Here is a 12,300-nt window from a genome sequence, read left to right as displayed (position 1 = left end):
CAAGGAACGGACGCTTCCTTTGTACTCACCCGAGAGACTCTCTCAGGCTTTCCTCCGGGCGCTTCCCTTCGGTCTTGCGTTTCCGACTCTATCAGGGTTTTTCCGGCTTCTTGACCACCGTCCTGCAGGCATGCAGAAGATGATCCAGAGAGAGGATCTGACAAGTTGGGTGCTGCTCGGCAAGCGCGCTTGATCGCGTCACTCACCCTCAAGCAGGAGTACGACTGTACACGGGGCCGCGGAGGCGCTGCAAATCGACTAGGGTAGTGGTCTAGACCACGACGTGGCTCTCGTGCGGAACCGGTACTTCATATGACATACCCTGCTGCACAGTGCGCCGTCCTGGACAGGCAGTAACGGCCCATATACATCTCCACCCCTGGGAGGCTTCCCATGACCACCGTGACGTCCCCTCTTGCAGGACGCGCCATCGGACTGGCCGGCGTACCGGATCCGGTCTTCTCCGGGGCCATGGTCGGCCCGGGCACGGCGATCGACCCGGTGCGTGAGCCTTCCGAGGCCGTCGCACCCGTGGACGGCGTCATCGTCTCCCTCCACCCGCATGCTTTCGTCGTGGTCGACGCCGAAGGGCGCGGGGTGCTCACCCACCTCGGGATCGACACCGTGCAGCTCAATGGCGAGGGCTTCGAGGTTCTCGTGAACAAGGGCGACACGGTCACGCGCGGGCAGAGCATCGTGCGATGGAACCCGGTCGCCGTGGAACAGGCCGGCAAGTCCCCGGTCTGCCCAATCGTCGCGCTGGAGGCCACGGCCGAGTCGCTCGGCGAACTCCGTGAAGACGGCGACGTGAAAGCCGGCGACGCTCTCTTTTCCTGGCAGTAGTGCCGACGCCGTCATCGCGGCGGCACAGAGGACAACCACCGCGGCGGCGGGACCCGCCGCACTATCGGAGACGGGTGAGATGGAGACAACGCTGCGAGGCGTCGGCGTGAGTCACGGTGTGGCGATCGGCGAGGTTCGGCACATGGGAACGGCGGTTCTCGAACCGCCTGCCAAGCAGATCCCTGCGGAGGAGGCGGAGCGCGAGCAGGGGCGCGCCCGCAAGGCCGTCGAGGCCGTGGCAGCCGACCTGATGGCGCGCGGCAATCTGGCGGGGGGCGAAGCCCAGGCGGTGCTCGAGGCACAGGCCATGATGGCTCAGGACCCCGAGCTGATGGTCGACGTGGACCGGCGGATCGCCGTCGGCAGCACGGCCGAGCGTGCCGTCTACGACGCTTTCGCCGCCTATCGCGAGTTGCTGGCAGGAGCCGGTGAGTACCTCGCCGGGCGTGTGGCCGACCTCGACGATGTGCGGAATCGTATCGTCGCCCGTCTTTTGGGTGTCCCGATGCCGGGTGTCCCGGACAGTGACGAGCCGTACGTGCTGGTCGCCAGGGACCTGGCGCCCGCCGACACCGCGCTGCTGGACCCGACGCTGGTGCTCGGTTTCGTGACCGAGGAGGGCGGGCCGACGAGTCACAGTGCGATCCTCGCCCGCGCTCTCGGCGTGCCGGCCGTCGTGGCCCTGCCGGGTGCCAGCGAGCTCACCGAAGGAACGGTGATCGCCGTCGACGGCAGCACCGGCAACATCTTCGTGAATCCGAGCGACGCGAAGAAGGCCCAGCTCCAGGCTGCGGCAGCCGAGCGCAAGGCGGCGCTCGCCGCCGCGACCGGCCCGGGCGCCACCGCCGACGGTCACAAGGTGCCACTGCTGGCGAACGTCGGCGGGCCGGCCGATGTACCGGCTGCCGTCGAGGCCGGCGCGGAAGGCGTCGGGCTCTTCCGTACCGAGTTCCTGTTCCTCGACGACAGCAAGAACGCGCCTTCCGAGGAGAAGCAGGTCGAGGCCTACCGGCAGGTGCTTGAGGCGTTCCCCGAAGGACGAGTCGTCGTCCGCGTGCTGGATGCGGGTGCGGACAAGCCTCTGGACTTCCTGACGCCGGCCGACGAGCCCAACCCGGCGCTGGGCGTGCGAGGGCTGCGAACGCTGCTGGACCATCCCGACGTCCTGCGGACTCAGCTGACGGCGCTGGCGAAGGCCGCCGAGGGGCTGCCGGTCTACCTCGAGGTGATGGCGCCGATGGTGGCGGACCGCACCGACGCGAAAGCGTTCGCCGACGCGTGCCGTGCGGCGGGACTGCGGGCGAAGTTCGGAGCGATGGTGGAGATTCCGTCGGCCGCTCTGCGGGCTCGTTCGATCCTGCAGGAGGTGGAGTTCCTGTCGCTGGGTACGAACGATCTCGCGCAGTACACCTTCGCCGCCGACCGGCAGGTGGGTGCTGTGTCCCGGCTGCAGGATCCCTGGCAGCCCGCTCTGCTCGACCTCGTCGCCCTGTCGGCCGAGGCGGCCGCGGCCGAGGGCAAGAGTTGCGGTGTGTGCGGCGAGGCGGCTGCCGATCCGCTGCTCGCATGTGTGCTGACGGGTCTGGGGGTCACCTCACTTTCCATGGGCTCGGCATCGATTCCCTATGTGCGGGCTTCGCTGGCGAAGTACACGCTGGCGCAGTGCGAGCGTGCCGCGGCTGCGGCACGTGCGGCGGACACCGCCGAGGAGGCGCGTGGCGCGGCGCAGGCCGTGCTGTCCGGCGAGTAGTGGGATCCGGCCGGCGATTGGCCGGCGAGCTGGGGCGCTCCGCCTTCGGGTGGAGCGCCCCAGCTGTGCCTGGGCGTCCCTTCGGATCAGTGCTGGTGGACCGGTGCCGGTCCCTCCGGTCCGAGGTCCGGTGGGAAGCAGTAGTCCACGCCTGACTCGGGTGAGATGAGGTCGCCGGATTCGGCATCGGTGCAATAGGCGTCGAAGACCTCGCCGGCGGTCAGGGGCTCAAGGCCGTCGCCGCGCAGCCGCCACCCGTAGATCCGGTCGGAGGCGCCGTGAGCGGTGGTGCGCATGACCAGGCCGCCCGGGCCCTGGGTGGCGAGGCCGAGGGCGAGGACGGTGGTGAACTCGAGAGCTTCGGCCTCGTCGAGTTGTGTGGCGCCGTTGGCTTCGTCGTCCGAGTGGAGGACGGCGACCAGTGTTTCGGGGGTGCCTGTGACGCTGCAGACGAGGTGCCGGTTGCCGGGTGGTGCGGTTTCGAGGATCCGGGCGACGAGGCTCGATGCGCGCGTGAAGGCGGCGCGGCCGATGTCCTCGCCGCAGGTGGCGCAGGCGCCGAGGCGGGCCAGAAGGGTGGCCGCGTACTCCCAGGTCGCCTGCCGGACGGCTTCGTCGACGAGGGCGGGCACGAGGTCGGCGAGGGGTTGGCCCTCGTAGGGGATGGTGGGGCCTGTGGTCGCGAGTTCGGCCGTGAAGCGGGTGCGGTTGGTGGGGATGTCGGGGTCGAGCCCCTTGGCGGCGCAGTATTCGGCGTACTCCTGGGGGTCGAAGAGGGCCAGGGTGGTGTGGGCGCCTTGCAGGGCGCGTGTCCTCAGGAGGTCTTCGACCTGTCGGAGGTAGGTGGCATGATCGTCGAACGTGAAGGTGCGGTAGTGCCGCATGGCACGGAAGTCGTGTTCGTCGGTGAGCAGGCCGATGGTGCCGGCGATTTCTCGGCGCAGGACGCGTCGCATGGTCTGGCGGTCGGTGTGTGCCATGTTTCCCCCTGTGTGCACAGTCGATCAATGCTCACTCACAGTAATCGACGGCACTGACAACGGGTCTTTCGTGAGTCGGTCGCGCACCATGCGGTGCTGAAATATGCAGGTCACAGCGATGCAGCCGCCGAAGGCAAGCCAGCCGAGGGGGCCTGTGGCGATCGCGGAGGTGACGGCGAGTGGTCCGAGGCTGCGCTGGGCGGACTGGGCCAGGCCGTGGACGCCGAGGTAGGCCCCCTGGGCGGTGTTCGGGGCCAGGGCGACGGAGAGTTCCCAGGAGATCGTGGCGTGGAGCATCTCGGCGAGGGTGAAGAACACGGCCGCGGCGGTGAGGAGCAGTGGGGCGGTGAGGGTTCCGCCGGCCGTCGACACCGTCATCGCGACGCCGCCCAGGGCGAAGGCCGCCGAGAGCGGGACAAGGAGAGCGCGGGCTGCCGCCGTGGTCGCGCCGAACCGGGACAGGGGGACCTGAAGTGCCACGACCAGCACGTTGTTCAGGACGAGCAGGAGGGGTGCGAGGCCGTGCGGTGCGGTGGCCACGTGAGCGATCCACAGGGGTAGGCCGACCTTGAAAACGGCGTCGTCGAGGAAGAGGACGGTGTCGGTGGCCACGTAGGCGAGGTAGGTGCGGTCACGCCATGGGCTGACCGGTCTGGCGGTGGGTTTGGGGTGTTTGGCCGTGATCACCGTGCGGGTTCGGGAGGTGGGTTCGCCGCAGCGGAGGGTGAGGAGGGCGGAGCCGACGAAGGACAGGGCGTCGCCGACGAGGAGCCACTGGTATGCGGCGCTGTCGCCGACGGCGAGAGCCGCCGCTGCGGCCAGGCCGCCGAGCGCCCAGCCCACGTTCGCGACGGTGCGCTGGATCGCCTGGTAACGAACGCGCTCCCGGCCGGCGGCGCGGGTGGCGTAGAGCTTGGTGAGGACGTTGGCGGCCCTGTCGCCGAAACTGCCGACCGCGCAGAAGGCGAGCAGGAGGGCGTATCGGTCCGTGGTGAGCAGGGCGAAGGAGGCCAGTGCCCGCAGCAGTTGGACCGCGATCAGTACGCGGGTGAGCGGGAAGCGGTCCGCGAGTCGGCCGCCGAAAGGGGCGCCTGCGATGCCCACGGCTCCGGCCACGGCGACGAGGGTGCCGACCTCGCCGAGGGAGAGGCCGCAGACGTAGGTGAAGTAGAGGACGCTGACCGATGCCCACAGGCCGCTTCCGACGCGGTCGACGAGGGCGATGGTCAGCATCGCGCGTCCGTCACGGCCTCCGGGTATGCGACTCGGCCAGGTGGCTGCGCGACGGATCGGATGCACTTGGCTCCCCCTTGCCGAGAGTTATGTATTGATACATAATTGGCAATGTGGCAACACAATATGGGATCAGCGGTACGACCGCCAAGGGGATTGCCGGGTCCGTCGAACGGGGCGTGGCCGAGGGCGCGTTGCGGCCAGGGGCCGCGCTGCCCCCGGTGCGACGGCTCGCGGACGAACTCGGGGTGAGCCCGGGAACGGTCGCGACGGCTTACAAGGAGCTGCGGCGGCGGGGCATCGTGGTCACGCGCGGGCGGGGCGGCACTGTCGTGGCCCCGGTCCCCGCCGTGGCGTCCCGCAGGCCGCCCAAGGTGCCGAGCGGGCTGCGGGACCTGGCCGGCGGGCATCCCGATCCCGCGCTGCTGCCCGCTCTGGTGCCGCCCTCGCGCCTGTCCCCCGGCGCCCGTTCTCATCGTTCGACGCCCAGGTTGGGACGGTTGGAGGAGGCCGTACGCGACTGGCTGCGCCCCGACGGCGTGCCGGTGGATCATGTGACGTTCGCCCATGGGGCGCTCGATCTGATCGGGCGGCTGCTGTCGGTCGAACTGCGGCCCGGTGACGCGGTCGCCATGGAAGATCCCGGCTATCACCATCTGCTGGACCTGGTCACGGCGCTGGGCCTGCGCATCGTGCCGGTGGCCGTCGACGACGAGGGGGTGCGGCCCGAGGCGCTTCGAGCGGCCCTGGGGGCGGGGGCACGCGCGCTGGTGTGCAGTCCGCGCGCGCAGAACCCTTATGGGGGCTGTTTTTCCGAGGTGCGCAGGGACGCGCTCGTCGGCGTACTGCAGGACGGACCGGATCTGCTGGTCGTCGAGAACGACCACGCCTCCGCGGTGGCGGACGCGCCCTTGTGGACCCTCGCCTCCGCGGGGCTGCCGCGCTGGGTGCATGTGCGGACGGTGAGCAAGTTCCTGGGGACGGACCTACGCTGGGCTGCCGCGGCCTGCGACGCGACCACGCTGGCCCGTCACGACGGTCGGCTGCTGCTGACGTCGGGCTGGGTCAGTCATCTCCTGCAGGAGACGGTGTACGGGTTGCTGACCGACGACGACACGCGCGCGTTGGTGCAGCGTGCGCGGCAGACGTACGCGCTGCGCAGGGATGCACTGCTCCGGGAACTCGTGGCCTGCGGCATCGCCGGGCACGGTGTGAGCGGCATGAACCTGTGGGTGCCGGTGCGGGACGAGTCGGCGGTGGTGAACGGGCTGCGCTCGCACGGTTGGTGGGTCGCGGCGGGAACGCGGTTCCGGTCGTCGTCCGGTCCCGGGGTGCGGATCTCCGTCGCCGGGCTGGAACCGGCCGACGCTGTGCAGTTGGCCTCGGATTTCGCGGTCGTGCTCGGCGAGTCCGAGGCCACCTACGGCGGCTGAGGCGTCGGCTCTCACGATGTGCTCTCAGACTCGTTTGCGGGCGAGGTCTTCGTAGAAGTGCAGGAGTTCCAGGTCGTCGACGGAGCCCGGGTTGACGGCCTTTTCCAGCGGGGTGCCCTGGAGGAGGCGTTTGACCGGGACCTCGATGCGTTTTCCGGTGAGGGTGTGCGGGACTCCGGGCACCTCGATGACCTCGTCGGGGACGTGGCGTGGCGAGAGCTGTTCACGGATGGACTGTTTGATGCGGTCCAGGAGCGCCTCGTCGAGGACAGCACCGGGGGCGAGGTGCACGAAAAGGGGCATCCAGTAGCCGCCGTCGGGCTGTTCGATGCCGATGACCAGGGATTCCTTGATCTCGGGGAGCCGTTCGACGACCTCGTAGATGTCGGCCGAGCCCATGCGCACCCCCTGGCGGTTGAGCGTGGAGTCGGAGCGGCCGTGGATGACGAGGGAGCCGCGCGAGGTGACGGTGATCCAGTCGCCGTGACGCCATACGCCCGGGTAGGTGTCGAAGTAGCTGTCGTGGTAGCGGCTGCCGTCAGGGTCGTTCCAGAACCGGACCGGCATCGAGGGCATGGGGTTGGTGACGACGAGCTCACCGACCTCGTCGACGACCGGGTGACCGTGCGGGTCCCAGGACTGCAGGTCGGTGCCGAGGCCGGGGGCCTGAAGCTCGCCCGTGTGGACCGGGAGCGTCGGAACCGCCCCGGCGAAGCAGGAGCACACGTCCGTGCCGCCGCTGACGGAGGCGATCCACAGGTCGTCGCGCACCTCGTCGTGCAGCCAGCGGAAGCCGTCGGGAGGGAGCGGGGAGCCCGTGGTGGCGACGCACTGGACGCGGGAGAGGTCGAACTCGCGGGCCGGGTGGACCTCCGCCTTGCGGCAGGCCATGACGTACGCCGCCGAGGTGCCGTAGAGGGTGGCGCCCGTGCGTTCGGCGATGCGCCACTGGGCGCCCGTGTCGGGGTAACCGGGGCTGCCGTCGTAGAGGACGATCGTCGTACCGGTCAGGAGGCCGGAGACGAGGAAGTTCCACATCATCCAGCCGGTCGAGGTGTACCAGAAGAAACGATCCTCGGGGCCCAGGTCGCACTGCAGGCCGAGCTGCTTGAGGTGTTCGACCAGGATGCCGCCCTGGGAGTGGACGATGGCCTTGGGCAGGCCGGTCGTGCCGGAGGAGTAGAGCACCCAGAGAGGATGGTCGAAGGGGACCTGTTCGAAGACGGGTTCCTCGTCCGCGGCTGTCAGGGCCGACCAGTCCAGGGCTCCCTGAGGCGGCTCGGTGCCCAGCAGCGGGATGTGGACCACGGCACGCAGGGTTGGCAGTCCGGCGCGGAGTTCGGCCACGACGTCACGGCGGTCGTGCTCCTTGCCCCCGTAGCGGTAGCCGTCGACGGTGAACAGGACGACCGGTTCGACCTGCTGGAAGCGGTCCAGGACGCTGCGGGCGCCGAAGTCGGGGGCGCAGGAGGTCCAGACACCGCCCACGGCGGCCGTGGCGAGGAGGGCCACGACGGCCTGCGGGACGTTCGGGAGGTAGCCGCTGACCCGGTCGCCGGGGCGCACGCCGAGGGCGCGCAGCTCGACGGCGAGTGAGCCGACCTGGCGGCGCAGCTCGGACCAGGTCACCGGGCTCGGTTCGTGGGTCTCGTCGACGTACACCAGGGCCGGTTCCGCCGGGCGGGTGGTTGCGGCGCGCAGGGCGTGCTCGGCGTAGTTCAGCGTCGCTCCGGGGAACCACTGGGCGCCGGGCATGGCGCGGTCGCCCAGCACGCGCGCGTAGGGTGTCGAAAACCGCACGTCGAACCACTCCGTGACGGCTTTCCAGAACGTCTCCAGCTCGTCCACGGACCAGCGGTGCAGTGCCGGATAGCCGCCTTCGGACGGGGCTCCGTGCTGCTCGGCCGCCCATCGCTGGAACTTCGTGATCTGGGCCTGGGCGATGCGCTGCGGATCTGGCCGCCAGAGCGGCTCGGGGTTCACGGTCGGCATGGGGCGGCTCCCGGACTCTGCGCGTCGTGTGCGTCGCCGCGCACGAGCTGGGGTGGTGCGCGTGACGCGGCTGACACGGACGATGCCATGTGATCGACTTCTGCACCAGGGTGGGTTCCGCACAGGCCGTGTCGTGAAGATGTGGTCCCGCCATGGGTGAACGCAAGTTGAACGACCCGCGCGCGTGGCGCGGTCAGTGGCAGGGTGAACAGCATGGACGGTCGTGACCTGGTGCGTTCGATGAAAGCGGTCGGTCCCGCGGGAGCTGCCCAGGGGTTGCGCACGGTGCGGGCCGCGTGGCGCAGGAGGCGCGCCGATGCCAGGGGGCTGCCGGTACGGGGTCCCGAGCGGGCGCGGGTGCCGGGTCTCGTGCAGGAGGTGGAGCCGGGGCCCGGCGGTGGGACGCTCCGGTTCAGCCGCTCGGAGCTGACGATCCGCGTCGCGGTGAGCGGGGCCGTGTTCTGGGGTTGGGACGGTGCCGGGCCGGAGCCCTCGTACGCGCTGGCCGGCCGTTGTCCGGAGCCTGATCCCCGGGCGGTGCTGGAGCCGGACAAGGACGGTGGATGGCGGGTCGTCGCCGAGCGGGTGACGGTCGTGGTCTCGCGGCACGGCGCCGTGGAGGTGTGCACGCCGGGAGGCGTGGTGTTGCGCCGTGATCTGCCGCCCCGGTGGTGGGAGCCGCAGGGCGGTGGCCCGGCGCGCTGGATGCAGCGCTCGGAGGTGGCGGCGGACGCGCGCTTCTTCGGTCTCGGCGGGCGGGCGTCCGGGCCGCGTCTGCGCGACGGGACGTACCGGCTGTGGAACACGGATCCCGGGCACGCGTTCGATCGCGAGGACGATCCGCTCTACCTCACGATGCCGGTGCAGCTGGTAGTGGCCGACGCGGGCACACACCTGGTGTTCCACGACACCTCCTGGGACGGCTCGGTCGCGCTGCGGGAAGGCGAGGAGGGAGCCGGCTCGGGCCACGACCGGGCCGGAGCGTGCGAGGTGCGGATGGACGGCGGACCGTTGCGCTGCTGGGCGATTGTGGGCACCCCCGCGCGCGTGCTGCTCGCCTGGGCCTCGCTCACCGGGGCGCCGGCGCTGCCGCCCGCATGGGCGCTCGGACACCATCACGCGCGCTGGGGCTTCGGCAGCGAGCAGGAGGTGCGCCGGATCGTGGCGGGCTATCACGAGCACGACCTGCCGCTCGACGCCGTCCACCTCGACATCGACCACTACGACGAGCACCAGGTGTTCACCGTCGACGAGGACCGATTCCCGAAGCTGTCGGTGCTCGCCGAGGAGTTGCGGCGGGACGGGATACGCCTCGTGTCGATCATCGACCCGGCGGTCAAGGCGGCGCCTGGCAACGCGGTGTACGACAGCGGGGTCGCCGAGGACGCGTTCGTGCGGGACGGGTCGGCTCGGCTCGTCGAGGGCGTCGTCTGGCCGGGGGAGGCGGTTTTCCCGGACTTCACGCACGCGCGCGTGCGGCAGTGGTGGGGAGGTCTCTACGCCGAGCGGATCGCCCAGGGGTTCGCAGGCTTCTGGCACGACATGAACGAGCCGACGTCGTTCGCCGCTTTCGGGGAGTCGACGTTGCCCCGGTCGGCCCGGCACTCCCTGGAGGGGCGCGGTGGTGATCACCGCGAGGCGCACAACGTGTACGGGCTGTGCATGGCCCGGGCCGCCTACGAGGGGCTGCGGGAGCTCGTGGCGGACCAGCGTCCGTTCGTCTTCTCCCGGTCCGGCTGGGCGGGCCTGCAGCGCTATGGCGGCACCTGGTCCGGAGACGTCGCCACGGGCTGGCCGGGACTGCGGGCGTCGCTGTCCCTGGTGATGGGGCTCGGGCTGTGCGGGGTGCCGTATTCAGGGCCCGACGTGGGGGGTTTCGACGGCAGTCCGTCTCCGGAGCTGTATCTACGCTGGTTCCAGCTGGGCGCGTACCTGCCTCTGTTCCGCACGCATGCGAGTCTGCGGGCGGGACGCCGGGAGCCGTGGGAGTTCGGTCCCGAGGTGTTGGAGCACGCGCGCGTGGCACTCGTCGAGCGTCGGCGGCTGTTGCCGTACTTCATGACGCTGGCGCATCTGGCCCGGCGTACGGGAGCCCCCTATGTGCGCCCGGTGTGGTGGGGAGCGCCCGGTAACCGGGCGTTGCGGGACTGCGAGGACGCGTTCTTGTTGGGTGACTGCCTGCTGGTGGCGCCGGTGCTCGCCCCGGGCGCCGACCGACGTGCGGTGCAGCTGCCGCGGGGGCGCTGGTACGACACGGCGACGGGGCGGGCGTACGAGGGGCCGGGGCAGGTGCTCGTGGACGCCCCCCTGTCGCGTATTCCGGTGCTCGCGCGCGCGGGTTGCGTCATGCCGGTGCGAGGGGACGACGGCGCTCTGGAGCTGGAGGTATGGGCGCCGGTCCGGGGGCGGACGGGTGGTGGTCTGGTGGTGCGGGACGCGGGCGACGGCTGGGCGGAGCCGGAGGTCGAGCGGTACGTCGCCCGGTGGGAGGGCCCGCGGGTCGTCGTCGAGCAGGAGGGCGAGGACGGCGTGCGCGTGCCGTCCCACCCGGTGCGCGTACGCGGGCTCGGCGAGCGTTGAGCTCAGATGTAGCGGCCTTCGAAGAACGCCCGCACGGCGTGCGTGTGCAAGGGGAAGGCGAGTTCCTCGGCCCGGCGCAGGAGGTGCCAGCCCTCGGTCTCGTCCGTGGCGGCGGACGTCGGGAGGCGGTCTGCGGGACGCTCCGGCAGGAGCCCGAACAGCAGCAGGTGGCCGTCGGGAGAGCTCATGGCGTCGGCCAGCCGCACCTCACGCGGCGCCGCGGCTATGCCGGTCTCCTCCATGAGTTCGCGGACGACGGCCTGCCGCCAGTCCTCACGGTCGTCGATGTAGCCGCCGGGCAGTGCGATGCCCCCGCGCGCGGGGGCGATGGTGCGGGTGATGACGACCAGGGCGGTGCCCGTCGTGTCGTACACCGGCTGGAGTGCGACGGCCACCGGCAGCGGGTTGCGGTAGGCCACGGTGGCGCAGGCCTGACAGGTGCGGGGCCAGCCGGTGACGCCCTCCCCGTAGGGCGCTCCGCAGCTCGAACAGTGGGAGTCGCGCGCGGAGTTCGAAGTGGAGTGCAGAGTTTCGGACACGCGGCGGAGCGTATCCGATCTTGGGGAGGGCGTCGTACGGAGGCGGTTCAGTGCTCCCTGGGGAGGGAGTCGGCGGAGACGGGGAAGTCGAAGTAGGTGTCCGGGTAGGGCTCGGGCTTGAAGGTGTAGTGCCACCACTCCTCGGCGAGGTTCACGAAGCCGAGGTTCTCCAGGGTGCCCTTGAGAAGCAGCCTGTTGGCGCGCTGTTCACCCTGGATGCGCGGGTCGAGGGTGTGGGCGAGGGTGTCGAAGCAGTCGAACCCCGTACCCATGTCGACCGAGTTGTCGGGGAAGCGCTGCTGTTGTGGGGCGTAGCAGGGAACGAGTGGCTCGCCGGGGACATAGGGCCTGGTCGGAGCGGTCGGGAGCCGCACGATGGTGAGGTCCGTGGTCGAGCCGCGGCTGTGACCGGACTTCTCGGCGATATAGCCGTCCTCGAACAGACGGGTCTTGTCGACGTTCGGGTAGAACTCGGTCTTCATGCTCTGGTCGTTCAAGTCCTCCGCCCAGCGGACGAAGTGGTTCACGGCGCGCTGGGGCCGGTAGCAGTCGTACACCTTCAGTGTGTATCCCTGGCGCCGCAGCTTCGTCTGAGCCCGGTGGAGCGCCTCGGCGGCCGGCCGGGTGAGGATGCAGATCGGCTGCCGGTAGCCGTCGATGGGCTCGCCGACGAAGGTGTGCGGGGTGACGTAGCGCATCTCCTGGAGGATCGTCGGGTCCACGGTTCTCAGGGCCACGAAGTCCGCGGGGGCCTCGGGGTCGGTGTGCGCCTGCGCGGTGGCGGAGGCGGTGGTCACGGCCAGCAGGGCGGCGAGTGCGGCGAGTGCGGCGAGTGCGGCGATGCCACCGCGTACTGCGCTGGAGAGTCGTGTCATGTCTCCTCCCTGCCCAATTCCGGAGGGGCGTGCCACACTCCTGACGTCTCGTCAGATTCGTAGCCAGGAGGGGAC

The 12,300-nt window shown here is 70.5% G+C and carries 10 protein-coding genes; 5 read left to right on the top strand and 5 right to left on the bottom strand.

Annotation, left to right across the window (positions count from 1 at the left end):
* The 3 genes from ACIBAF_RS40885 to ptsP form a co-directional block, all read left to right on the top strand.
* A partial coding sequence (locus tag ACIBAF_RS40885; protein WP_399470397.1) for a hypothetical protein occupies window positions 1-193 on the top strand: 193 nt, incomplete at its 5' end.
* A 200-nt stretch (window positions 194-393) separates the two neighbouring features.
* Complete coding sequence (locus ACIBAF_RS40880) at window positions 394-843, top strand: PTS glucose transporter subunit IIA (protein ID WP_399470395.1); 450 nt, start codon at window positions 394-396, stop codon at window positions 841-843.
* Window positions 844-922: 79 nt separating this feature from the next.
* Window positions 923-2,593 carry a phosphoenolpyruvate--protein phosphotransferase gene (gene ptsP, locus ACIBAF_RS40875; protein WP_399470392.1) on the top strand — a complete coding sequence of 557 codons (1,671 nt, stop codon included), beginning with the start codon at window positions 923-925 and terminating at the stop codon, window positions 2,591-2,593.
* Window positions 2,594-2,679: 86 nt separating this feature from the next.
* On the opposite strand, the gene ACIBAF_RS40870 is transcribed toward ptsP, so the two are convergent.
* A complete protein-coding gene (locus tag ACIBAF_RS40870; RefSeq protein ID WP_399470390.1) occupies window positions 2,680-3,573 on the bottom strand; it encodes a hypothetical protein in 894 nt (297 codons plus the stop codon).
* A gap of 24 nt (window positions 3,574-3,597) precedes the next feature.
* Entirely contained in the window at window positions 3,598-4,806 is a 1,209-nt protein-coding gene (locus tag ACIBAF_RS40865; RefSeq protein ID WP_399470388.1) for an MFS transporter, read from the bottom strand.
* A gap of 113 nt (window positions 4,807-4,919) precedes the next feature.
* Between ACIBAF_RS40865 and ACIBAF_RS40860 the strand changes: the two genes are divergently transcribed.
* Entirely contained in the window at window positions 4,920-6,239 is a 1,320-nt protein-coding gene (locus ACIBAF_RS40860; protein ID WP_399470386.1) for an aminotransferase class I/II-fold pyridoxal phosphate-dependent enzyme, read from the top strand.
* A 24-nt stretch (window positions 6,240-6,263) separates the two neighbouring features.
* On the opposite strand, the gene ACIBAF_RS40855 is transcribed toward ACIBAF_RS40860, so the two are convergent.
* Window positions 6,264-8,231, bottom strand: a complete 1,968-nt coding sequence (locus ACIBAF_RS40855; protein ID WP_399470384.1) for an acetoacetate--CoA ligase — start codon at window positions 8,229-8,231, stop codon at window positions 6,264-6,266.
* Between the two features lie 213 nt (window positions 8,232-8,444).
* Here ACIBAF_RS40855 and ACIBAF_RS40850 point away from each other — a divergent pair, with 213 nt between their 5' ends.
* Entirely contained in the window at window positions 8,445-10,811 is a 2,367-nt protein-coding gene (locus ACIBAF_RS40850; protein WP_399470382.1) for a TIM-barrel domain-containing protein, read from the top strand.
* Window positions 10,812-10,813: 2 nt separating this feature from the next.
* On the opposite strand, the gene ACIBAF_RS40845 is transcribed toward ACIBAF_RS40850, so the two are convergent.
* Both ACIBAF_RS40845 and ACIBAF_RS40840 read right to left on the bottom strand, forming a co-directional pair.
* Window positions 10,814-11,350 (bottom strand): NUDIX domain-containing protein, encoded by a 537-nt coding sequence (locus ACIBAF_RS40845; RefSeq protein ID WP_399470380.1) that lies wholly within the window; start codon window positions 11,348-11,350, stop codon window positions 10,814-10,816.
* Between the two features lie 47 nt (window positions 11,351-11,397).
* Entirely contained in the window at window positions 11,398-12,225 is an 828-nt protein-coding gene (locus ACIBAF_RS40840; protein ID WP_399470378.1) for a M15 family metallopeptidase, read from the bottom strand.
* Window positions 12,226-12,300 lie beyond the last annotated feature (75 nt).

The organism is Streptomyces sp. NPDC051677 (genome assembly GCF_044453465.1).
GTDB lineage: Bacteria > Actinomycetota > Actinomycetes > Streptomycetales > Streptomycetaceae > Streptomyces.
Note: the sequence above shows the minus strand (reverse complement) of the source record. Positions and strands in the feature narration are given on the sequence as shown.